This is a genomic window from Amycolatopsis vancoresmycina, from assembly GCF_000716785.1.
Lineage (GTDB): Bacteria > Actinomycetota > Actinomycetes > Mycobacteriales > Pseudonocardiaceae > Amycolatopsis > Amycolatopsis vancoresmycina.
In genome coordinates, this window is the sequence record NZ_JNYY01000001.1 from 112,888 (window position 1) to 135,230 (window position 22,343).

The window sequence follows — 22,343 nt, forward strand, 5'->3', positions numbered from 1 at the left end:
GCCTCGCGAGAGCCGAGCGTGGCAGGCAGCATGGGTCTCGGACCTGTTCCTTCCGAGAGCGGAGCGCGGATGAACCTGATCGTGGCGGGACAGCGGCTCTCGGGCGCGGCCGCGCTGGCGGTGCTCGCGGCGGTGGTGGTCACGGCACCGGCGCGGGCCGACTACTCCCTGGCGGCCGCGAACTCCGCGGGCACCCAGATCGCGCGGCACGAAGGCGTCCAGGGGACACCTCGCGCCGACGTCCCCGGGCAGACGCTCGGGCACGACGTCAGCGGCCACCAGGGCCCGGTCGACTGGCCCGCGGCGGCCGGCGCCGGGGCGAAGTTCAGCTACGTCAAGGCGACCGAGGGCACCGGGTTCGTCAACCCGCAGTTCGGCCAGCAGTACGACGGCGCGCACGCGGCGGGTCTCATCCGCGGCGCCTACCACTTCGCCCGCCCGGACGTCTCCGGCGGCGCCGAGCAGGCGGCGTACTTCATCGCCCACGGCGGCGGCTGGCAGGCGGACGGCACCACCCTGCCCGGTGCGCTGGACATCGAGTACAACCCCTACGGCGACGTCTGCTACGGCAAGAACCCGGTCGACATGACGGCGTGGCTCACCGACTTCACGCGCACGTACCTGGCGAAGGTCAAGCGCAGCGCGCTGATCTACACGAGCACGGCGTGGTGGAAGCAGTGCACCGGCAACACCGGCCGGTTCGGCGGCACGAACCCGCTGTGGCTGGCGCGGTACGCCCCGGTGATCGGCGAACTGCCCGCGGGCTGGGACAAGCAGAGCATCTGGCAGTTCGCGCGCGGCGGCGGGCTGCCGGGCGACCAGAACTACTACAACGGCCCGATCGGCCGGGTCCAGGCGCTGGCGAGGGGCTAGCGCCGCCGGCGCAGGTCGGGCCACGGCGGCCGGTGCACCATGGCGATCCCGGCGAGCGTGGCGGCGACCAGCCCGACGCCCACGCCCAGCAGCGCGACGCGCGTGGCGTCCACCGCCGGCGCCCACTGGGCCTGGCCGTCCCGGACCGCGAACACCCCGACCGGCCGGTGGACCGGGATCACCGTGGTGCCGTCCGGGGTTTCGTACGGATCGCCGAAGAGGCGTGGTTCGGTCATGTCCGCCATCGAACTGGAATCCGCCGCCGCTGACAAGATCGGACAAAACCTTGTCGCCTCCGTGACCGGCTGCTTACGATGCGGTGTCGAGGTCTTCGACATCCGTCCTTTGTGGACCCGGGAGGCGCCGTGCGCAGGATCGCCCTTCTCGCCGCGGTTTTCGTGGCCGTCGTCGCCTCCGCGCCCGGCGCCGCCGGGGCCGGGCACGCCTGGTTCACGGCGTGGGCGCAGTCGCAGGACGGCCGGGCCGACACGCCCGTCACCGGCCAGTCGCTGCGGATGATCACCCACCTCAGCCAGGGCGGCGACGCCGTCCGCGTCCGGTTCCAGAACACCTTCGGCACCGGGCCGCTGACCGTCGGGCACGCCACCGCCGGGCCGGGCGCGGGCGGCGCCGCCGTCTCCTTCACGCGTGACCTGACCTTCGCGGGCCGTCCCGCGGTCACGATCCCCGCCGGCGGCGAGGTCTGGAGCGACGAGACCAGGCTCGCGACGCGGCCGGATTCCGACCTCGCGGTGAGCCTGTCGGTCGAGGGTACGGCGGTACCCGGCCGCCACGGCGCGGCACTGCGGGACAACTACCTCACGCCGCCGGGCTCGGGCGACCACACCGGCGAGGTCTCGGGGAGCGCCTTCACGTCGACGGTCGGCGCCACCTACGTCGTCAGCGCGGTCGACGTCCACAACAAGGCGTTGACCGGCGTCGTCGTCCCGTTCGGCAGCTCGGTCGTCGACGGCGTCGGCAGCACGAACTGCGGGCCCGGCTGCACCGAGCCGGCCCCGGACCGGCGCTGGACCGACGACCTGGCGCGGCGGATGGTCGCCGCGGCCGTCCCGCTCGCGGTGGCCAACGCCGGCGTCTCGGGCACGACGAGCGCCCGGTCGTGCCCGGCGATGCCGCCGTCGGTCGCCGGCCTGGACGCGTCGAGCCGGCTGGACCGGGACGTCCTGGCGCTGCACGGCGTCACCGCGGTCATCTACTACTACGGCACGAACGACCTGGCGTACGGCTGCGACGCGGCGGCGATCCTCGACAGCTACCGGGCGGTGTTCGCCCGGCTGCGCGCGGCCGGGATCTCGGTGTACGTCACGCCGAGCACGCCTCGGCCCGGCTACTCCGATCAGGCCAACCTGGCCCGGCACGAGATCGCGTTGTTCGTCGGGCGCTGGAACACCTGCGGCGGCACGTGTTCCGGCGTGGTGGACTTCGACACGGTGCTGGCGGACCCGCTGAAGCCGAACAGCATCCTCCCGGCGTACGACAACGGCGACGGCATCCACGCGAACGCCGCCGGCCAGCAGGCCCTGGCGGACTTCGTCTCGCTCCCGATGCTCGCCCGATCCGGGCCGGTTCTCCACACGATGGGGTGATGGGGCGAGTCGGAACGGCGGAACTGTGCCCGCGGGTCCGCAGAGTACGCCGGGTGATGAACGAGTCGATGGACGACGCCGGGTGCTGCCTGCTGTCGGTGGCCTGGAACGTCGCCCCGCTGGCGGACGGCGAGCCGGCCTCCCGCCGCACCGACCTCCGCCGCACGGTGGTGACGGTCTGCCGCGCGGCCGGCCACGGCGCCCGCGACTGGGCCGCGCGGCACGGGACGGGCAGCGAGATCGAGTACCGCCCGTTCCTGCAGCTCGCCGACGTCGCTTACGAGATCGCGACGCTCCTGTTGCTGGTGGAGGACTTCCTGGTGCCGGACCTGGAACGCGAGCACCGCCGCTGGGCCGAGATCGAGGAGCTGACGACCCGCTTGACGGAGCTCGCGGACTGGACGGCGGCGTTCCTCTTGTCAGGCGCTCCCTTACGGCTGTAAGGTCTCGCCTGACAAGGAGGTCAGGTATGAGTACAGCGGTGATCGCCCGGTGTTCGTTCTGCGCCAAGCCGAACACGGAGGTGGAGACGCTGATCGGCGGCCCGGGCGTGTTCATCTGCGACGGCTGCGTCCAGCTGTGCGTGTCGGCGATCGAGGGGAAGCCCGCGGACGCGCCGATGATCGCGCCGTGGGAGCACGACCTGCCGCTCGAGCAGGTGCTGTCCAACCTGGGCCCGGTGTCGGCGGCGAGCACGCAGGTCCAGGAGAACCTGGCGGCCTGGGTGGGCAAGGCCCGTGCGCTGGGCGCAACGTGGACTCAGGTCGGCGAGGCCCTGGGCATGACCCGCCAGTCGGCGTGGGAGCGGTTCGCCTAGACCTTGACACCGATCCCGGCGTAGAGGCCGTCTTCCTCCGGGTCGACCACGGCGGCGAGCCGGTCGGGCCGCCAGTTCGCCGAGGTGGTCAGCCCCGGCTCGACGAGCTCGAAGCCGTCGAAGAGCGCGAGCACCTCGTCCCGGGAACGCGGGTAGATGTGGTCCTGGGTGCTGCGCATGGTCTCGGCCACCCGCGGGTCGTTCAGGACGGCGAAGTCGTTCGTGAGGTGGGTGAGCGCCAGGTAGCTCCCGGGCGCGAGCGCGTCCCGGTAGGCGGCGAACACGCCGCGGACCTCGGGCAGGTAGTGGCCCAGCGTGATGGCGAGCAGCCCGACCGGCCTGCCGAGATCGAGCAGCCGGTGCACCTGCTCGGACTTCAGCACGGCTTCGGTGTCGGTGGCATCGGCTTCGAGGGCCTCGGCGTGGGGGTTGTCCTTGAGCAGCGCCACACTGTGGGCGACGGCCACCGGCTCGTGGTCGACGTAGACGACCCTGGCCTCCGGGGCGGCCTCCTGGGCCACTTCGTGCACGTTGCCGACGGTCGGGATGCCGGAACCCAGGTCGAGGAACTGCCGGACGCCCTGGCCGAGCAGGTACCGCACGGCCCGCCGGAGGAAGGCCCGGTTCCGCCGGGCCACGCCGGCCACGCGCGGCTGGATGGCCTGGAGCCGCCGGGCGACCTCGCGATCGGGCTCGAGGTTGTGGGCTCCGCCCAGCAGGTAGTCGTAGATGCGCGCGGCGCTGGGCCGGGACAGATCGGCCCCGGCCGGGATCCAGTCGGCGTCTTCCTCGTCGGTCACGCTCGCCCCCTCCTCGGTCGCCGGGCCGGAAACCACCTTAGCGGGGCGGGGATCCGCGGGGCCTTCCGGCCGAGACGGGTGCACCGGACGGCCCACGGGCGCTGCGGCGAACCGGTGATGTGCGCCAACGGGACGAAGATCCACGGTGCGTTGCTGGTGCGCTTCGTTGCGGCTGCGCTACTTTCCGCCGGGCATCGGCCGAACGACCCGGAGGTGAACGCGGTTGATCGGGACCACAGGTCCGAACCACTGCTCGAAGCGGTGCCGTCCCGGTGACGGCGGAAGCGGGTCGCCGCGACCGTGATCCGCGTGCTGCTGATCCTGACCTGCCCGGAACAGTCCCGCCGCATCGGGTGGCAGCTCGCCGGGGCGGCGGACGTCGAGGTGCGGCACCGGTCGCCGGCGACCTGGAGCGACATCGTCACCGCACTCGAGGAATTCGCGCCGTCGGTGGTCGTGCTCGACCGGGCCGTGCTCGGCGCGGAGGGCGTCACCATCGCCGGCGACATCGCCCGCGGCGGCCGCCCGCCCGCCGTCGTCCTGCGGGCCGACGTGTACCACCCGGAGGACGTCGTGGCGGCCGCGAAAGCCGGCGTGCGCGGCTACGTCGTCGACGGCGGCGGCGGATACCCGTGGCCGGCCGTGGTGCGCGCGGTCGCCGCGGGCGGCGGCTGGCTGACTCCCGCCGCGGCCGGGGAACTGCTCGAGCAGTTCCGGGACCGGGCACCGCACCGGCCGCCGGACGCCCCGCGGATCCCGCTGACCGACCGGGAACTGAGCGTGCTCCGGCTCGTCGCGCAGGGCTGTTCGAACCGGGAGGTGGCGGCGGAGCTGGGGCTGAGCCAGTCGACCATCAAGACGCACGTCTCCCGGATGCTGGCCCGGCTGGACCTGCGCAGCCGCACCCAGCTGGCCGCCTTCGCCCGCGACCTCGGCGTCGTGTGAAATCGTCGAATTCGTTCTTTCGACCGATGCGGCCGCCGCGGCGGCGCCCATACGATGACAGCCGGCCGGCGCGGTCCCGCATTCGCGGCCCCGGCCGCTGGTGCCCGGATGCCCGGGGAAGGCGCGACGGCGCGGCCACCGGTCCGGACGAATTCGCCGAATAGTGGACGGAGGTCGGTGTTGTCCAGGGAAGACGGCTCCGCGTGGGAATTGCCGCTTGCGCGTTACGAGCTCTTCCGTTCTCGTGACCCGAATCGCGTGCGCGACGAAGTGAGCCGCGTCTGGACACCGCACACCCTGCGGGTGCTCGGTGCCGATCCGCGGCTCGACGCGCGAATGCACTACGCGCGATTAGGGGATTTGTCGGTCAGCGCGCTGCGCTACGGCGGAACCGTGTCGCTCGGGTCCCGGCCCGCGGAATCGTTCTTCACCGTGCTGATCCCGCTGGCCGGCGAAGCCGAGGCGCGCTGCGGGAGCGAGCGGGTGCGGCTGTCCGCCGCGACCGCCGCGGTGCTTTCCCCGGCGGACCCGGTGGCCCTGCAGTGGCCGGGCGACTGCGCGCAGCTGGTCGTCCGGCTGGAGCGGACCGCGCTGGAGGCGCGGCTGTCCGACCTGCTCGGCGCACCGCTGCGCAAGCCGCTGCGGTTCGCCTCCGCGATGCCCGTCGCCGCGGGCAACGGCCGGAGCTGGCTGCGCGGCCTGCGGATGCTGGTGACCGAGCTCGAGCGGCCGGGGTCGCTGATCGAGCGGCGGGCGGTCGCGGAGATGTTCGAGCGCACGCTGGCCACCGCGCTGCTATTGGGCCAGCCCGGCAACTACACGAGGATGCTCGACGGCGAGGTCCCGGCCGCGCCGACCCGCGCGGTCAGCATCGCGCTGGAGTGGATCGACAACCACCCGAAGTGGCAGCACACGACGGCGAGCCTGGCGCGCGAGGCCGACGTCACCGAGCGGTCGCTGCAGCTGGGGTTCCGCAAGCACCTCAAGATGGGGCCGATGGAGTACCTGCGCGAAATCCGCCTCCGCGGCGTGCGTGACCAGCTGCGGGCCGCGCAGTCCGACGCCGTCACGGTGACCGCGGTGGCCGCGGAATGGGGTTTCCTGCACGCCGGCCACTTCGCCGCCCGGTACCGGCAGCGATTCGGGGAACCCCCGTCGCAGACGCTCCGGCGGTGAATTCGCCGCGGTAGCCGCGTCGGAACGTCGCGAATGACTCATTCGAGACCTCCGAGGTCCCGAATGAGTCATTCGCGACACCAGCCGGGCCAGGTCGGCTCGCCTCGGGAGAAGTGACTCTGCCGGATCCCTGCGGTATTCCGGGAAGAATCGTTCGCTTTTCGGATTTCGCCGCTGGGCCGCCCCGGCGGATCATGGACATCGGGCGGGAAATGCAGGGATTCCTTACCCAGCCGGAAAAAGAGTACGCGTGAAGGAGGGAATGTGCCGCCGATGATCCGGGTGGAGAACCTGGTCAAACGGTTCGGGCGGACCACGGCGCTCGACGGGGCCGGGTTCGCCGCCGAAGCCGGCACGGTGGTCGGCGTGCTCGGGCCGAACGGCGCCGGGAAGACGACCGTGGTGCGGATCCTGGCCACGCTCCTGCGGCCGGACCGCGGCCTGGTCCGGGTCGGGGGCCTCGACGTGACGCGCGAACCGGCGCGGGTTCGCGCGCTGCTGGGGCTCACCGGCCAGTACGCCGCCGTCGACGGGGACCTGACGGGCGCGGAAAACCTGGTGCTGTTCGGCCGCCTGCTGGGCCTGCCCCGCCCCGCGGCGCGGGACCGGGCGGCGGAGCTGCTCGAGCGCTTCGAGCTCGGTGCGGTGGCCGCCCGGCCCGCGTCGGCCTACTCCGGCGGCCTGTGCCGCCGGCTCGACCTCGCGGCCAGCCTGATCGGCCGGCCGCGGGTGCTCTGCCTCGACGAGCCGACCACCGGGCTCGACCCGCACGTCCGGCGGGAGCTGTGGCAGGTGGTGCGGGAGCTGGTGGCCGACGGGGTCACCGTGCTGCTCACCACGCAGTACCTGGAGGAGGCCGACCGGCTCGCCGACCGCGTCACGGTGTTCGACGCCGGCCGCGTGGTCGCCGACGGCACCCCCGAGGAGCTCAAGCGCCGGGTCGGCGGCTGCACCGTGCAGGTGCGGCCGGCACTGGCCCGTGACGTGGACGCCACCGCCCGCGTGCTCGGCGGGCTGACCGGCACCACGCCCGCCCGGGACGCCGGCACCGGCCTGCTCACCGCACCGGCGGCCGACCCGATGGTGCTGTCCACCCTGGTCCGCGAGCTCGACCGGGCCGGGCTGGCGGTGACGGAGCTGGGCCTGCGGCGGCCGAGCCTCGACGAGGTCTTCCTGGCCCTGACCGGGAAACCCGCGGGTGCCGCAGTGCCCGCGGCCCGCGAGGGGAGCGCCGGGTGAGCGGCCGGGTGACACCCGCGGAAGCCGTGCGGCACGGGCTGATCCTGGCCGGGCGCGGGGTGCGCCGGATCCGCCGCAACCCGGAGCACCTGGTCGACGTGACCGTGCAGCCGCTGCTGTTCCTGGTCATGTTCGGGTTCCTGTTCGGCGGCGCCATCGCCGGCAGCGCCGGCGCGTACCTCCGCGACTTCGTCCCCGGGCTGATGGTGCCGACCGTGCTGATGGCCACCATGTCGGCCGGGGTGGGGCTGAACGCCGACGCCGGCAGCGGCGTGTTCGACCGCTTCCGGAGCATGCCGATCGCCCGGTCGGCCCCGCTGACCGGGGCGGTGCTGGCCGGCGCGGTCCGGTACCCGGTCGCCGTCGCGGTGCTGCTGGCGGCGGGGACCGCCCTCGGCTACCGGATCCGGACCGGGGTACCGGAGGTGCTGGCCGCGACGGCGCTGCTGGTCACCGCCGGCCTGTGCTTCTGCTGGATCACCGTGTTCCTCGGCATGGTGCTGCGCGACCGCGACGCGGTGCAGGGCACCGCCGTCGCGCTGTTCCTGCCGATGGTGTTCGCGAGCAGCGTCTTCGTCCCGGCCGCGACCATGCCCGGCTGGCTGCGCGCCTGGTCGGGCGTCAACCCGGTCAGCCTGCTCGCCGACGCCGTGCGCGGCCTGCTGGGCGGCGGGCCGGTCGCCGGGCCGCTCGGCGGGGCGCTGGCCTGGTCGGCGGGTGTGCTGCTCGTGTTCTTCCCCTTGGCGATCCGCGCCTACCACCGGCGCGTCGGATGACGGAGAGGTGAAACGGCCATGGGCTCTGCCGAGCCGACCGTGGAAGTGACCTTGGAAGGAGCACCCGACGGAATGCCCGTGACCGTGCTGGTCCGCCGCGGCGATCTCCGCGGAGAGCGGCTGAAGATCCCGTTCCGGACCGGTTACGAGCACTTCGTCCCCCAGGAAAACCCCCGCGGAGTACCGGAAGACGGCGCCGTCTTCGTCTGGTGCGACCGGACGAAATTCGCGGAATAGGAAGGCGCCCATGAACACCGCCATTCTCGGAACCGGCTCGTACCTGCCGGAAACCGTGCTCACCAGTGCCGAGCTCGGCACCCGCCTCGGCCTCGGCGGCCAGTGGATCTTCGACAAGACCGGCATCACCGAGCGCCGGGTCGCGGCGCCGGAGGAGGCGACGTCCGACCTGGCCACCCGGGCCGCCGAGCACGCGTTGCGGGCTGCGGACCTCGCCGCCACCGACATCGACCTGCTGATCGTCGCCACGTCGACCCCCGACCAGCCGATCCCGGCCACCGCCTGCGCCGTCCAGGCCAACCTGGGGGCGATGCGCGCGGCGGCCTTCGACGTCGACTCCGTGTGCAGCGGGTTCGTCTACGCGCTGGTCACCGCGCACGCGCTGCTCGACGCGGATCCCCTGCCCCGCAACGCACTGGTCATCGGCGCGGACACCTACTCGCGCATCCTGAACTACGAAGACCGCCGGACGTGCGTGCTCTTCGGCGACGGAGCCGGCGCGGTCGTGCTCGGCAAGCGCGGCGGCGGCCGCGGGCTGCTGTCGAGCGCGCTGGGCTCCGACGGGCGGACGGCGGACTTCGTCACCGTGCCCGGCGGCGGGAGCAGGCGGCCGGCGAGCGCGGCGACCCTCGCCGCGGGCGAGCACTTCTTCGCCATGCGCGGGCGGCAGGTCCGGGAACTCGCCGCCCGGGTGCTGCCCGAGCTCGTCGTCGACGTCGCCAAATCGGCGGAGCTCGAGGTGGCCGAGGTCGACCTGATCGTGCCCCACCAGGCGAACGGCCGGATGCTGCAGGACCTGGCCAGAACCCTCGACCTGCGGCCGGACCAGATGCACCTGACCGTCGAGCGCTACGGCAACACCGGCGCCGCTTCGGTCCCCATCACCCTCGACGACGCCGCGCGCTCCGGGCGGCTGTTCGACGACGACGTGGTCCTGCTCGTCGCGTTCGGCGGCGGCATGAGCTGGGGCGGGGCCACGCTGCGCTGGAGCCGGCCGCGCAAGCCGGCGGAGCTCCGGTGACCCGGCCCCCGGCGCGGGTTCCGCGGTCCCGGCCGCCCCGCCACCCCGTCGAGTTCCGCGGCGACGTCCGCATCCCGTCGAGCGAGCCGGGCCTCACCCTCGGCGCCGACCTCTACCTGCCGAAGACCGGCTACCGCGTGCCGGCCCTGGTGACCCTCCACACCGGACGGAAGGACGGCCTCGGCGGTGTCGCGGCGAGCCGGTACCTGCGGTACTTCGCCGAACGCGGCTACGCCGTGCTGTACGTGGACTGCTTCGGCATCGGGACCTCCGAAGGGACGCCGCGGCCGTTGCTCAGCCCGGGCGAGGTCGCCGACGGCGTCTCCGTGGTGGAGTGGGCCGCCGCGCAGCCGTGGTGCACCGGCCGGGTCGGCATGTGGGGCCTGTCCCACGGCGGCCTGACGACGCTGGCCGTCGCCGCGCAGCGGCCGCCCGCGCTGAAGGCGATCTTCCCGGTGATGGGCTGGACCGACGTCGAACGCGACCTGGTGCACCCGGCGGGCCAGCGCGGCGGGATCGGGATGTTCGGGCACCTGAGCCTGTACAACATCTTCTGCGCGCTGCTGCCGCCGCTGCGCGCCGAAGACCGGGAGAACTACGAAAGCCTCTGGAAGGAACGGCTGGAGAAGTTCGAACCCTGGTTCGCCGACGCCTGGGCGCACCCGCCGGGCCACGCGGTGTGGACCGAGCGCCGGATCGACGCGCGGCGGATCACCGTGCCGTCCCTGTGCGTCGCCGGCTGGCGCGATCTGTTCTGCGACGGGATGATCGCCGCCTACCAGCAGATCCGCGGCCCGAAGCAGCTGATCGCCGGGCCGTGGCTGCACACCTTCCCGGACGTCGCGCCGGTGGCGCCGTTCCCGTCGGCCGTGCTCGCCTGCGAGTGGTGGGACCGGTGGCTGCACGGCCAGGCGCCGCGCGCGGGCACGCGTGAGCGGACCGCGACGTTCTTCGTGCAGGGCGCGGGCGCCCGCTGGGTGCGGGCCGCGCAGTGGCCGCCGGAGAAGCAGGCCGACCACGTCTTCGTCGCGTCCCGCTCCGGGCACCTGTACCGGTCCGCGCCGGGCGGCCGTCCGTCGGCGGCCGCCACGGTCACCGGCCGCGGCGACCCGACCGTGGGCGCGCTGAGCGGCCTCACGAAGCACCCCACCGACCGGTTCGGCTACCCGCTGGACCAGCACGACGACGACGCCCGCACCCTCGCGTTCACCAGCGCGCCGCTGCCGGAGCCGCTGCTGATCGCCGGCCGTCCCTCGGTGCGGCTGCTGCTGGGCCCCGGCACGACCGCGACCCGGTGCGTGCTCAAGGTGACCGACGTCGACGAGCAGGACCGGTCGCTGCTGGTCTCGTCGGGCACGGTGCGCCTGACCCGGCACGAGGACGTCGTCCAGGTGCAGCTGGACCCGACGTGCTACCAGGTCGCCGCGGGTCACCGCGTGCGGCTGGTGCTGGCCGAGGCGGACATCCCGCGGCTGTGGCCGGCCGCGGAGCCGGGGCTGCTCGGCGTCCGCGTGATCCGCGGGCCCGGTGACTACGTCGGCCTGGCCGCCGAGGAGTACGAGGGCCACCAGGCCACCACCCTGAGCCTGCCCGCCGCCGATCCCGGCGCGCTCACCGAGGTGTCCCTCCCGCCGGCCGCCCGGCGCGGCCCGGCCGGAACCGGCCGCGACCGGTGGGAGATCGCCCGCGACCACCTCCGCTCGTCGGTCCGGCTGACCGTGGAGAAGCGGGACCGCATCCGGCTCCCCGGAGCCGGCCGGGACTCCCTCGCGATGACCACCCAGGTCGACCTCGGCGTGCCGGAGCACGACCCGGCGGGGGCGCGCATGACGGCGACGGGGGAGAAGACCGCCGAGACCCCCGACGGCGGCCGGGTCGTCGTCCGGGCCGGCATCGACATGGGCGCCGCGGACGCCGCCGTCACGGCCGAAGTGCTCGTCAACGGCACGCAGTTCTTCACGCGGGAGTGGAAATGGACCTGACCGGGCTCGAACGTCCGCTGAACTACCTGGAACTGGCCCACCTCGACCGGGTGGTGATCATGGCCGCGGAGTACGGCGGCGACCTCGACGCCGACGTGCTCGCCCGCGCGTTCCGGCAGCTGTGCGCGGTGCACCCCGTGCTGCGGGCCCGGGTCCGCGGGAGCTCGCCGGAAGCCGTGCTCGCGGTCGATCCCGACCGCGAACCGCAGCTGATCGTCCTCGCGGACGGGCCGGACGCGCTGGCGCGGATCACCGCGCTGCCGTGGGACGCCACCGCCGGGGTCGCCGACCTCGTGCTCGTCCAGGGGGACGCGCACGGGTACGTCGCCCTGCGCACGGACCACTCGATCACCGACGCCAACGCCTGGCTCGGCACCTTCCGCGAGCTGCTGCGGGTGTTCGCGGCGCTCGCGGCGGGGGAGGAACCGGTGAGCGAGCCGGGCACGGCCCTGCCCGCGCCGCCCGCCGCGCTCTTCCACGAGCGGCTCGGCCTGATCCCGTACGACCGGCGGCTGTTCCACTCCGCGACCCCGCCCGAGCCGGCGGCCGCCACCGCGGGCCTGTTCAGCGGGTACCTGCGGCTGAGCGCCGAGGAGACGCAGTGGCTCAAACGGGCGGCGCGGCGGTACGAGACCACGGTGCACGGCCTGGTCGCCGGCGCGATCCTGGTCGCCCAGCGCGTGCTGGCCGGCGGCCGGGAGAGCGTGCCGATGTACTGCGTGTCGCCGGTGGACTTCCGGCGCCGCGTCGACCCGCCGGTGGGCGAGCTCGAGACGACCAACTTCATGATGTCCTACGTGGCCGAAACGGCCGTTTCGCCGCGGCTGAGCCCGGTCCTCGCCGGCCGGGAGGTCAAGGCGCGGATGGACGAGGTCCTCGCCGGCCCGGAGGGCGTCCGGGAGGCGGCGCCGATGGCGGACGCGCTCGGGCGCAACCTGTCCTACGCGCTGATCAGCAACCTCGGGGTGGTGCCGGAGTTCCCGGCGCCGCCCGGGCTGGCGTTCACCGAGCTGCACATCCTCGACACCGTCGGCGACACGTTCTTCCCCGGCTACTACGTCTCGACCTACCGGGACCGGCTGACCGTGCTGCACATCTTCACCGAGCGGTTCTTCACCCGCGGCGACGTCGACCGGCTCGTCCGGGAACTGCACGAGCAGCTGCTGATCGTCGGCGCGTCGGCCTAGGGAGGGTTTCGTGAAGGTGCTGTTGCTGACCCACGGCAGCCGCGGCGACGTCCAGCCGTTCGCCGCGCTCGGTGCGGCGCTGACCGGGGCCGGGCACGAGGTGGTGCTGGCCGCGCCGGCGTCGTCGGCCGCGGTGGGCGAACCGTTCTGCGCGCAGGTGATCCCGCTCGACGACGGGACGAACAAGCTGATCGGCGACCGGGCGGCGTGGGAGGCCGTCGAGCGCAACTTCCGCGGCCTGCGCGGGAAACGGCTGTTCCTGCGGCTGCTGCGCCGCAACCGGGCCGCGATGGCCGGGGTGTTCGGCGACCTCGCCGCGCTCGCCGGGACCCCGGCCGTGGTGGACGGCCTCGACCTCGTCGTGCACCAGGTCAACGTGCCGGGGCACGCGATCGCCGAACTGCTGGGCGTCCCGGCCGTCCCGGTGTGCCTGCAGCCGTTCTGGGTCCCGACGCCGTCGTTCGCCGACCCGCTGTTCCCGTTCCCGCTGCCCGCGACGCTGAACCGGGCGTCCTACGCGACGACCAGGACGTTCGTGCGGGCGCTGACCGGGAGTCCCGCGCGGTTCCGCCGGGAGGGGCTGGGCCTGCCCCGCCGCCGCTTCGCCCACGACCCGCTCCGGCGGCCCGGCGGCACCCCGGCCCCGGTGCTGCAGGCGTTCAGCAGGCACCTGCTGCCGCCGCGGGCGTGGTACGCGGAACCGGTGCACACGCCCGGGTTCTTCTTCCTGCCGCCGGCCCCGTGGACACCGCCGCCGGACCTGGCCGCCTTCCTCGCGGCCGGCGACCCGCCGGTCTACCTGGGCTTCGGCAGCATGGTCGGCAGCGACCCGGCCCGCACCGGCGAAATCGTGGCGGCCGCCCTGCGCGCGACCGGGCTGCGCGCGCTCGTGGCGCTCGGCCGCGGCGGCCTGCGCCCGGACGGCCTCGGCGAGAACGCGTTCTGCCTGACGCAGGCCCCGCACGACTGGCTGTTCCCCCGCATGGCGGCGGTGGTCCACCACGGCGGCGCCGGCACGACGGGCGCGGCGCTGGCGGCCGGACGGCCGCAGGTGGTCTGCCCGTTCATGTTCGACCAGCCGTTTTTCGGCAGGCGGCTCTTCGCGCTCGGCGTGGCCCCGCGGCCGCAGCCGTTGCGCGAGCTGACCGCGGACGGTCTGGCCCGGGCGATCGGGGCGGCGGTCTCCGGGAGTGTCCCGGCCCGGGCGGGGGAGCTGGCGGAGTTGATCCGGGCGGAGGACGGGGTCGGGCACGCGGTCAAGGTGCTGGAGGCGCTGGATTCGGCGCCGGGCCAGCCGGTCTGCCGCGGCCGTCGTGAGTGAAAAAGCGGGTTCTAACCCTCCTTACCACTCACGAGGTCCGACGTCGCGGCCGGCTCGGTGAGGCGGCCGTCCCGCAGGAAAACCGTGCGGTGGCAGAAGAAGCGGACCACGTCCGTGTCGTGGGAGATGAACAGGTAGCTCAGGCCGAGCTGCTGCTGCAGGTCCAGCAGCAGGTTGAGGATCTGCGCCTGCACCGACAGGTCGAGCGCGCTGGTCGGCTCGTCGCAGACCACCAGGTCCGGCTCCGGGACCAGCGCCCGGGCGATGGCGATGCGCTGCAGCTGGCCGCCGGAGAACGAGCCGGGGTAGCGGGCGGCCGCCGCGGGGGACAGCCCGACCCGCGTCAGGACGTCGGCGACCCGCTCCCCGGCCGCCCGGCGCGGCAGGCGGTGGACCACCCGCAGGGGCTCGGCGAGCGTGCTGCCGATCGTGCGGGACGGGTTGAGGGAGCCGTGCGGGTCCTGGAAGACGATCTGCAGGTGCCGGCTCAGCGCCCGCCGCCGCCGGGCGCCCGCGTGCGTGATGTCCTCGCCGCGGAACAGGATCCGCCCGCCGGCGGGCCGGACCAGGCCGACGACCGCGTGCCCGATCGTCGACTTCCCCGACCCCGACGCGCCCAGCAGCCCGAGCGTTTCCCCCGCCCGGACGGTGAGGTCCACCCCGGCCACCACCGGGTGGTGCGGCCGGTAGCCGGCGGCCAGGTCGTGCAGTTCAAGCAGAGGCACGTTCCCCTCCCGGGACGAGCTTGGCGTGGTGACGGCAGCGGGTGCGGTGCCCGGCGGCGGGTTCGGCCACCGGGACCGGCGCCGCGCTGCACTCGGGCGTCGCCAGCGGGCACCGCGGGGCGAAGTGGCAGCCCCGCGGCCAGTGCGCGGGGTCCGGCACCGACCCGGGGATGGCGGCCAGCCGCGCGCCGGGCCGGGCCCGGCCCGGCAGCGCGCCGAGCAGGCCCTCGGTGTACGGGTGGCGAGGCTGCGCGAGCAGGTCGCCCACCAGGCCCGACTCGACGATCTGCCCGGCGTACATCACGTACGCGCGCCGGCAGAACGCGGACACCACCGCCCAGTCGTGGGTGATGAGCAGGATCGCCATCCCGCGTTCGGCCCGCAGCCGCCCGAGCAGGTCCAGCACCTCCGCCTGCACAGCGGCGTCGAGGGCGGTCGTCGGCTCGTCGGCGATGAGCAGGTTCGGTTCCCCGGCCAGTGCCATCGCGATCGCGACGCGCTGGGCCATGCCGCCGGACAGCTCGTGCGGGTAACGGCGGGCGACCGCTTCCGGCAGGTTGACGTCCCGCAGCAGGGCGAGGGCGCGCTCGCGCACCGAGGCTCGCGATCCGCCGTGCCGCAGCCGGACCAGCTCGCCCAGCTGGTGCGCCACCGTGAACACCGGGTCGAGGGCCGCCACCGGGTCCTGCGAGATCAGCGCGATCCGCGAGCCGCGCAGCCGGCGCACCGCCCGCGGCCCGGCCAGTGCCAGGTCGGCGCCGGCGAACCGGAGGCTCCCGGCGGTGATCGCGCCGCCCGCCGGGAGCAGGTCGAGGATCGCCCGCCCGGTGATCGACTTGCCGCAGCCGGATTCGCCGACCAGCGCGACGGTTTCGCCGGGCCCGACGTCGAGGTCGAGGTCCGTCACGACGACCCGGCCGCCGGCCAGCGTGACTTCGGCGCCCCGCAGGGAAAGCAGGGCCGTGGTCGGCTCGTTCCGCGGCGTCAGCGCCGGTGCGGCCGCCCGGTGCGCGCGGTGCAGGCGGTCGCGCAGGGGCCCGGCGTGGTCGGCGGTCGCGTCGCGGACGACGTCACCGAGCAGCCCGAAGGCCAGGATCGCCAGGCCCAGCACGATCCCCGGGGGCACCAGCAGCCACGGTTGCCGGTCGATCACCGAGGCCGCCTGCGCGATCATGTCGCCCCAGGTCGGATCCGGCGGCTGCGCGCCGAACCCCAGGTAGCTGAGCCCGGCGTCGATCAGCAGCGCACCCCCGGCCAGCAGCGACACCTGGACGATGACCGGGCCGGCGATCCGCGGCAGCACGTGCGCCGCCACGATCCGGCGGTGCGGCAGCCCGGACACCCGCGCGGCGGCGACGTACAGCTCCTTGCGCACGGCCAGCGTGGCCCCGCGGACCACCCGCGCGAGCCCGGGCGAAACGAGCACGCCGAGCGCGACCATCACGACGGTCTGGTGCTCGCCCACGACGGCCAGCACCACCAGCAGCGTCATCAGGACCGGGATCGCGAGCAGCACGTCGACGACCCAGGTGAACGCCCGGTCGAACCAGCCGCCGAGGTACCCGGCCACGACGCCGCCGCTGACCCCCACCCCGACCACCGTGGCGACGACGATCGCGGCGTGCAGCAGGCTGACCTGCCCGCCGTACAGCAGCCGCGCGAGCACGTCCCGGCCGAGGGTGTCGGTGCCGAGCGGGTGCGCGGGCCCCGGGCCGGCGAGCACGTGGTCCAGATCGGTCGCGACCGGGCCGGCGGGCGCGAGCACGGGCGCCAGCACCGAACCGGCGACCAGCAGCGCGAGGTACCCCAGCGGCAGCCACGCGAGCGGGCGGCGGAACGCGGCGAGCCACCGCCGTCCGGGCCGGGCGCCCCGGGCGACGAACTCCTCGATGCCCGCGGTCACCGGAGCCCGGCCTTCGGGTTCAACCAGCCGTAAGCCAGGTCCACCAGCAGGTTGACCGCGACGACGATCACCGTGAAGACCACCACGACGCCCTGGATCATCCGGATGTCGTGCAGGGACGTGGCCTGGACGGCGAGGCCGCCCAGGCCCGGCATGGCGAAGACGGACTCCACGAACACGGTGCCGCTGAGCAGCCCGATGAACGTCAGCCCCACCAGGGTGACCACCGGGATCGCCGCGTTGCGCAGCGCGTGGCGCAGCACCACCGACGATTCCGGGACGCCGTGGGCCCGCAGCGCCGTCACGTAGTCCCGGGACAGCGCGTCCAGCATCGCGTCGCGGGTCTGCTTGGCGAACACGGCGATCCCGGGCAGCGCCAGCGTCGCGACCGGCAGCACCAGGCTGCGCGCCCACCCCGCGGGTGACGCGCCGAGCGCGACGTACCCGGTGGCCGGCAGCAGCCGGACGGTGACCGCGAAGAGCGTCACCATGGTGAGCGCGAACCAGAAGCTGGGCAGCGCGTAGCCGATCAGCGAGAGCACGTCGACGACCCGGCCGATCCGGCCGCCGTGGACGGCGCTGACGACGCCGAGCGCGACGCCGGCGAACGCGGTGACCACCGTCGCGCAGCCGATGAGCGAGAGCGTGACCGGCAGCCGCCCGGCGATTTCGCCCGCCACGGAAAGCCCGCTGACCGGCGACGTGCCGAGGTCGCCGTGCAGCGCGTCCCGCAGCCAGTGCCCGTACTGCGTCAGCACGGGCTGGTCGAGGCCGAGCTGGTGGCGCAGCTGCTCGTGGGCCGCGACGCTGAAGTTCTGGCCGAGGACGGCCCGGGCGAGGTCGCCGGGCGCGGCCGACTGCAGCAGGAAAGCCAGCAGCGATACGACGAAGACGAGTGCCACCGACACCACCAGCCGGTGCGCGATCAACCGGAGCACGGCCCGCCGTCCTTCCCGTCGAGCGGCTGGGCCGCGATGAGCTCCCGGTACCACCGGTAGGACGCCTTGGGGGTGCGGGCGAGCGTCGTGAAGTCGACGTGCACCAGCCCGAAGCGCGGCCGGTAGCCGTGCTCCCATTCGAGGTTGTCCAGCAGCGACCAGACGTGGTAGCCGCGGATGTCCGAGCCCGCGTCGAGCGCGGCGCGGACCTGCTCCAGGCAGGCCCGCAGGTAGGCGATGCGCCGCGGGTCCGGCACCGCGCCGGTGCCGTCCGGTTCGTCGGTGTCGGGGAAGCCGTTTTCGGTGATCAGAATGGGCGGCAGGTCCGGGTAGTGCGTGCGCAGCCACGCCAGCAGCGCGCCGAGCTCGGCCGGTGCCACCGGCCAGCCGAGCAGGTTCGTGCCCGCGCCGGGGACCGGCACCCGGGTGTAGCCGAACACCCCGGCGTCCGACGCGGCGACCCGGGCCGGGGCGTACCAGTTGACCCCGACGAAGTCGAGCGGCGCCGCGATCAGCGCGCGGTCGGCCGCCGTCGCCTCGATCACCGGGCGGCCGTCGAGGTGCGGGTAGTCCCCGCGCAGCAGGGGATCGAGGAACAGGCGGTCCTCGTACGCCTCGGCCCGGGCGGCCGCGGCGACGTCCGCCATACGCCCACTGGCGGGGGTCGTCCCGGCCAGGTTGAGGCTGATCCCGATCTCGGCGCCGGGCACGTGGGCCCGCAGGCGCGGAACGGCCAGCCCGTGCCCGAGCATCAGGTGGTGGGCCACCCGCAGCCCGTGGTGGCGCGCGGGTTCCGGCCGGGCACCGGACATCTCCGCGTGCATCACCGACAGCGGCTCGTTGAGGGTGAGCCAGTGCCGGACGCGGTCGCCGAACCGGACGGCGAGTCCTTCGGCGTAGTCGGCGAACCGGGCCGCGGTGTCGCGGCAGGCCCAGCCGCCGGCGTCCTCGATCGGCTGCGGGTGGTCCCAGTGGTAGACCGTGAGCACCGGCTCGATCGCCCGCGCCAGCAGGCCGTCGAGCAGCCGGTCGTAGAAGGCCAGCCCGCCGCCGTTCCAGCGGCCGCGGCCGAGGGGCTGCACGCGGGGCCACGACACGGAGAACCGGTAGCTGCCGATCCCGAGCCCGGCCATCAGGTCGAGGTCCTCGGCCAGCCGGTGGTAGTGGTCGCAGGCGACGTCGCCGGTGGCGCCACCGGCGAGCCCGCCGGGGCGGTGTGCCCGGGTGTCCCAGGTGGACGGTCCCTTGCCGTCGGTGTTCCACGCGCCCTCGATCTGGAAGGCGGCCGTGGCGACGCCCCACCGGAACCCCGGCGGGAACCGCGGATCCGCGTCGGTCATGCGCGGCCGGCCGGGTGCCAGGCGGCGACGCTGGGGAACGGCTTGCCGGGCACCGGGTCCACGCCGACGGTGTCGCGGTAGAACAGCAGCCCCGGGCTCAGGCAGACCGGCAGGAACCAGCCCAGCTCGACCACCCGCCGGACGATCTGCCGGTCGAGGCCGGGCCGGGTGGCGCCGTCGGCGGCCGCGGCCTGCCGGTCGAGGCTCTCCAGCTCGGGATCGCTGCTGTGGAACGGGTTCATCCCGATGGCGTCCTTCAGCCACAGGCCGCGGCCCATGAAGTAGGCGGGCAGCACGCCCCAGCCCATGGTGGAGGCCGGGAACTCAGTGAGCGCGGTGCTGGCGGCCGCGGGTTCCTTCGCCGTGATCCGCAGCGTGACGCCGACCTGCTGCAGGTCCGACGCGATGGCCTGGGCCAGGTCGCCGGGGAACCCCGGGGCCGACGGGATCACGACCGGCAGCGCGAACCCGCCGGCGTGGCCGGCGTCGGCCAGCAGCCGCCGGGCCCGGCCGGGATCGTGGGTGTAGAAGGGTTGTTCGCTGAAGCCGTCCTGCCCGGGCGCCGAGGGCTGGTCGACCGGGACGCCGTATTCGCCGAGCAGGGCCGCGGTGATCTTGGCGCGGTCGACCGCGTAGTTGAGCGCCTGCCGCACCCGGACGTCGGCCAGCGGCGGGCAGAGCGTGCCGGCCCGGTCGTTGAGCTGCAGGCCCATCACGATGGCCGGGCTCGAGGCGATCGCGAAGCCGGCGGCCTTGGCGCCGCCGGCGATGGCGTAGCTGCCGGCGACGACGTCGACCTGGCCGGTCTTCAGCGCGGCGAGGGCGGTGTTCTCGTTCGGCAGCACCTTGACGGTGATCTTGTCGTAGAACCGGCCCGCCGCGTTCCAGTACTTCGGGTTCGGGCCGTAGGTGTAGTGGTCGTCGGCGACGGTTTCCGCGGGCAGCAGGACGTACGGCCCGGCGCCGGACGTGCGGGTGGCGAGGTCCGCGGGGGCGCCGGTCCCGGCCGGGCTGATCACGTCGCCGGCCAGGTAGTCCTGGGTGAACAGCGCCGGCAGCAGCGGGTGGGGCTGGTTCAGAGTCAGCCGCAGCACCAGCGGCTGCGTCGCCGTCATCGTGGCGATCGGGGCGAGGAACGCCGCCGCCTGGCCCGCCGACTTGCGGAAGTGCTCGATGCTGGCTTTCAGGCCCGCCGCGGTCAGGGGACTGCCGTCGCTGAAGGTCACCCCGTCCCGCAGGGTGATCTCGAAGGCGGTGTTGCCGGTGCCCAGGTAGCGCCACGCCGTCGCGAGGCCGGGCTGGTAGCTGCCGTCGGCGGCGCGGACGATCAGCGGGTCGTAGGCGGGCTGCAGGAAGAACTGGGACTCGCCGCCCGCCTTCGCCGGGTCGAGGCTGGTCGGGGGCCAGTACTGGCCGATGCGCAGCGTGCGGTCCGCGGCGGGGGAGCCGGACGGCCCGCCGCACCCGGCCGCGAGACCGGCGGCGAGCAGCAGGCCGCCGACGGTGAACTCGCGACGGGAGAGGACGGCAGGGGCAGACATGGAACACCTTTCGCTGGGGCCGGCGGTCAGCCGCGCCAGTGCCGATCGAGCAGGGAAGCGCCGTCCTGGACGACTTTCGCGTGGGCGTCGAGGGTGGTTGCGGTCGCGGTCACCGTGACTTCGACGGTGAGGTGGGCGCCGGTCGCGGTGTCCACGGTGCCGGTGAGCCTGCCGGTGGTGGTCGAGGCACCCGGGTCGAGCCGGTGCGCGGTGGCGACGAGCTCCTGCTCGACCTCCAGCGTGTGCCGCCCGCCGGGGACGGTGTCCGGCCGGATCCGGTTGCCGCCGGCCAGGCGCAGGGAAACCGTGTCGTGCAGGAGGTCTTCGACGACCTCCCAGGAGGCCGCCTGGTCGGCGCCCGGCGCCTCGTCGAGGCCGGCGGGTGCGGGTTCGGGCGGTTCCGGCATCGGGCACGCGACCCCGCGCGCGGGGTCGGCGACCGGCAGGGTCAGCTCCCGCGCCACCGGCCAGCCCGCGGGCGGCTCCTGCGGCCAGACCCGGGGGAAGTCGCCGGGGGCGACGACGACGCGCAGCCGGTGTCCCGCCGCGACTTCGTACGTGGTCGGGGTCAGCGGCACGATGAACTCGCCTTCGCCGTCGCACGCGATGCCCGCGCAGATCAGCACGGACCGGCCGGCGGGGTCGACGTCGGTGAGCTTGACCGACACCCGGGGCCACGGCCCGGTGAGCGTCACCGACGGCCGTCCGCTGATCAGCCGCGGCCCGGGCAGCGGGGGAGAGGTGTAGCTGAGACTGCGGCTGTCGTCGCCGTGCTGGTCCAGCGGCAGGCCGAACTGCCCGGCGGGGGTGGCCCAGAGCCCGGACTGCAGGCCGGTGGCGGGGTCCGGAGTGGACGGTGCCGATCGCTGCCAGCTCGCGAGGTCCTCGGTCCGGACACCGCCGTCCGGCGACCAGGAACCGAACCCGAGCCAGCGCGGCCGGCCGCCCTGGACGTACAGGCGGACTCCGGGGGCGTCGGTACCGGTGTCCTCGCCGAGCAGCCAGCGGTCCCACCAGGACTTGGCGATCGCCAGGAAGTCGATCGGCGTGACCGGGCACTCCTGCGGCATCACGTGCATCCACGGCCCGGCGATCAGGGCCTTGGGGCCGCGCAGGCTTTCGTACGCCCGGACCGCGCCGTCCACGAACAGGTCGCGCCAGCCTGCGACGCAGAGCGCGGGGACCTCGACGGCGGAGACGTCGATCCGGCGCCGGGCCCACACCGGGGAGCCGGGGCCGTTGCGGAAGAGGTCGAGCACGTAGGGCGCGAACGTCAGCCGCCGGTGCCAGCGCGCCTGCTCGTCCGGGTCGGCGAAGTCGTCCACCGGCGGGAGCACCTGGTTGAACAGCGTGCTCATCGCCCACGACGCCAGTGGCGAGAACGCCCCGCGCGTCCCGCCGGGGTGCACGAATTCGCGGCCGGGGTCGAGCGGGCCTTCGAGGGCGATGATGGCGCGCAGCGCGTCCGGCCGCCGGGCGGCGGCGCGCAGGGTCGTGATGGCCCCGTAGGACCCGCCCCACATGCCGACCGCGCCGCTGCACCACGCCTGCCGGGCGCCCCAGCGGATGGCGTCGAGCGCGTCGTCGGCTTCCCCGGCGTCGAACGGCGGCCGCGGGACCCCGTCCGACGAGCCGGTGCCGAGCATGTCCACGAGCAGGGACGCGTAGCCGCGCTCGGCGAACCAGCGTTCGGTGGGCGACCCGGTCAGCGCCGAGACGTCCCGGCGGTAGGGCAGGACGGTGACCAGCAGCGGGAACGGTCCCGGCCCGTCGGGCAGGAACAGGTTGGCCGAAAGGGTGATTCCCGGTTCGAGGGTGGGAATCCGGACGTCGCGCCGGAGCACGACTCCGTGGCGCCGGTCAGTGTCCGTGCGTGCAGGCATCGCCGCCTCCGCTGTCGCCGGAATCGAGTGGG

The 22,343-nt window shown here is 74.4% G+C and carries 21 protein-coding genes; 13 read left to right on the top strand and 8 right to left on the bottom strand.

Annotated elements, in window-relative coordinates:
- Positions 1-69: 69 nt before the first annotated feature.
- Entirely contained in the window at positions 70-873 is an 804-nt protein-coding gene (locus tag OO60_RS00455) for a GH25 family lysozyme (RefSeq protein ID WP_003105175.1), read from the top strand.
- Here the strand turns inward: OO60_RS00455 and OO60_RS00460 are convergent.
- Positions 870-1,109: a hypothetical protein gene (locus OO60_RS00460; RefSeq protein ID WP_081655973.1), complete on the bottom strand. Its 240-nt coding sequence runs from the start codon at positions 1,107-1,109 to the stop codon at positions 870-872. The genes OO60_RS00455 and OO60_RS00460 overlap by 4 nt on opposite strands.
- Positions 1,110-1,238: 129 nt before the next feature.
- Here OO60_RS00460 and OO60_RS00465 point away from each other — a divergent pair, with 129 nt between their 5' ends.
- From OO60_RS00465 to OO60_RS00475, 3 genes are read left to right on the top strand one after another with little or no spacing between them, the layout of a single operon-like run.
- Positions 1,239-2,480, top strand: a complete 1,242-nt coding sequence (locus OO60_RS00465) for a GDSL-type esterase/lipase family protein (RefSeq protein WP_033260590.1) — start codon at positions 1,239-1,241, stop codon at positions 2,478-2,480.
- Between the two features lie 56 nt (positions 2,481-2,536).
- On the top strand, positions 2,537-2,923 hold the full coding sequence (locus OO60_RS00470) for a hypothetical protein (RefSeq protein ID WP_003105185.1): 387 nt from the start codon (positions 2,537-2,539) through the stop codon (positions 2,921-2,923).
- Positions 2,924-2,949: 26 nt separating this feature from the next.
- Positions 2,950-3,297: a ClpX C4-type zinc finger protein gene (locus OO60_RS00475; protein WP_081655972.1), complete on the top strand. Its 348-nt coding sequence runs from the start codon at positions 2,950-2,952 to the stop codon at positions 3,295-3,297.
- Here OO60_RS00475 and OO60_RS00480 read toward each other — a convergent pair.
- On the bottom strand, positions 3,294-4,097 hold the full coding sequence (locus OO60_RS00480) for an SAM-dependent methyltransferase (RefSeq protein ID WP_003105191.1): 804 nt from the start codon (positions 4,095-4,097) through the stop codon (positions 3,294-3,296). The genes OO60_RS00475 and OO60_RS00480 overlap by 4 nt on opposite strands.
- A 309-nt stretch (positions 4,098-4,406) precedes the next feature.
- Between OO60_RS00480 and OO60_RS44870 the strand changes: the two genes are divergently transcribed.
- From OO60_RS44870 to OO60_RS00520, 9 genes are all read left to right on the top strand, one after another.
- Positions 4,407-5,042 (top strand): response regulator transcription factor, encoded by a 636-nt coding sequence (locus tag OO60_RS44870; RefSeq protein ID WP_156081286.1) that lies wholly within the window; start codon positions 4,407-4,409, stop codon positions 5,040-5,042.
- 258 nt (positions 5,043-5,300) lie between these two features.
- Entirely contained in the window at positions 5,301-6,218 is a 918-nt protein-coding gene (locus OO60_RS00490) for an AraC family transcriptional regulator (protein WP_162186940.1), read from the top strand.
- 273 nt (positions 6,219-6,491) lie between these two features.
- Entirely contained in the window at positions 6,492-7,457 is a 966-nt protein-coding gene (locus OO60_RS00495; RefSeq protein ID WP_033260592.1) for a daunorubicin resistance protein DrrA family ABC transporter ATP-binding protein, read from the top strand.
- Positions 7,454-8,233 carry an ABC transporter permease gene (locus tag OO60_RS00500; protein ID WP_033260593.1) on the top strand — a complete coding sequence of 260 codons (780 nt, stop codon included), beginning with the start codon at positions 7,454-7,456 and terminating at the stop codon, positions 8,231-8,233. Before OO60_RS00495 ends, OO60_RS00500 begins: the two co-directional genes overlap by 4 nt.
- A gap of 18 nt (positions 8,234-8,251) precedes the next feature.
- Positions 8,252-8,470 carry a DUF5988 family protein gene (locus OO60_RS46235; protein WP_276204609.1) on the top strand — a complete coding sequence of 73 codons (219 nt, stop codon included), beginning with the start codon at positions 8,252-8,254 and terminating at the stop codon, positions 8,468-8,470.
- Between the two features lie 10 nt (positions 8,471-8,480).
- The gene (locus OO60_RS00505; protein ID WP_003100449.1) at positions 8,481-9,491 is read left to right on the top strand and encodes a 3-oxoacyl-ACP synthase III family protein; all 1,011 of its coding nucleotides are present in this window, start codon (positions 8,481-8,483) and stop codon (positions 9,489-9,491) included.
- Positions 9,488-11,473, top strand: a complete 1,986-nt coding sequence (locus tag OO60_RS00510) for a CocE/NonD family hydrolase (RefSeq protein WP_033260594.1) — start codon at positions 9,488-9,490, stop codon at positions 11,471-11,473. The genes OO60_RS00505 and OO60_RS00510 overlap by 4 nt, the downstream gene beginning before the upstream one ends.
- Complete coding sequence (locus tag OO60_RS00515) at positions 11,464-12,660, top strand: phthiocerol/phthiodiolone dimycocerosyl transferase family protein (RefSeq protein WP_004560713.1); 1,197 nt, start codon at positions 11,464-11,466, stop codon at positions 12,658-12,660. Before OO60_RS00510 ends, OO60_RS00515 begins: the two co-directional genes overlap by 10 nt.
- Before the next feature lie 10 nt (positions 12,661-12,670).
- Entirely contained in the window at positions 12,671-13,981 is a 1,311-nt protein-coding gene (locus OO60_RS00520) for a glycosyltransferase (protein WP_051767605.1), read from the top strand.
- An 11-nt stretch (positions 13,982-13,992) separates the two neighbouring features.
- Here the strand turns inward: OO60_RS00520 and OO60_RS00525 are convergent, their stop codons facing one another.
- The 6 genes from OO60_RS00525 to OO60_RS00555 are packed head-to-tail and all read right to left on the bottom strand — an operon-like array spanning position 13,993 to position 22,311.
- Positions 13,993-14,706, bottom strand: a complete 714-nt coding sequence (locus OO60_RS00525) for an ABC transporter ATP-binding protein (protein WP_004558984.1) — start codon at positions 14,704-14,706, stop codon at positions 13,993-13,995.
- Positions 14,693-16,609 carry a dipeptide/oligopeptide/nickel ABC transporter permease/ATP-binding protein gene (locus tag OO60_RS00530; RefSeq protein ID WP_209441365.1) on the bottom strand — a complete coding sequence of 639 codons (1,917 nt, stop codon included), beginning with the start codon at positions 16,607-16,609 and terminating at the stop codon, positions 14,693-14,695. Before OO60_RS00530 ends, OO60_RS00525 begins: the two co-directional genes overlap by 14 nt.
- Positions 16,606-17,547: an ABC transporter permease gene (locus OO60_RS00535; protein ID WP_004561601.1), complete on the bottom strand. Its 942-nt coding sequence runs from the start codon at positions 17,545-17,547 to the stop codon at positions 16,606-16,608. Before OO60_RS00535 ends, OO60_RS00530 begins: the two co-directional genes overlap by 4 nt.
- Positions 17,535-18,887 (bottom strand): GH1 family beta-glucosidase, encoded by a 1,353-nt coding sequence (locus OO60_RS00540; RefSeq protein WP_004561603.1) that lies wholly within the window; start codon positions 18,885-18,887, stop codon positions 17,535-17,537. Before OO60_RS00540 ends, OO60_RS00535 begins: the two co-directional genes overlap by 13 nt.
- Positions 18,884-20,428, bottom strand: coding sequence for an ABC transporter substrate-binding protein (locus tag OO60_RS44875; RefSeq protein ID WP_004561605.1), 1,545 nt, complete (start codon positions 20,426-20,428; stop codon positions 18,884-18,886). Before OO60_RS44875 ends, OO60_RS00540 begins: the two co-directional genes overlap by 4 nt.
- A gap of 26 nt (positions 20,429-20,454) precedes the next feature.
- Entirely contained in the window at positions 20,455-22,311 is a 1,857-nt protein-coding gene (locus OO60_RS00555; protein WP_081911089.1) for a CocE/NonD family hydrolase, read from the bottom strand.
- Positions 22,312-22,343 lie beyond the last annotated feature (32 nt).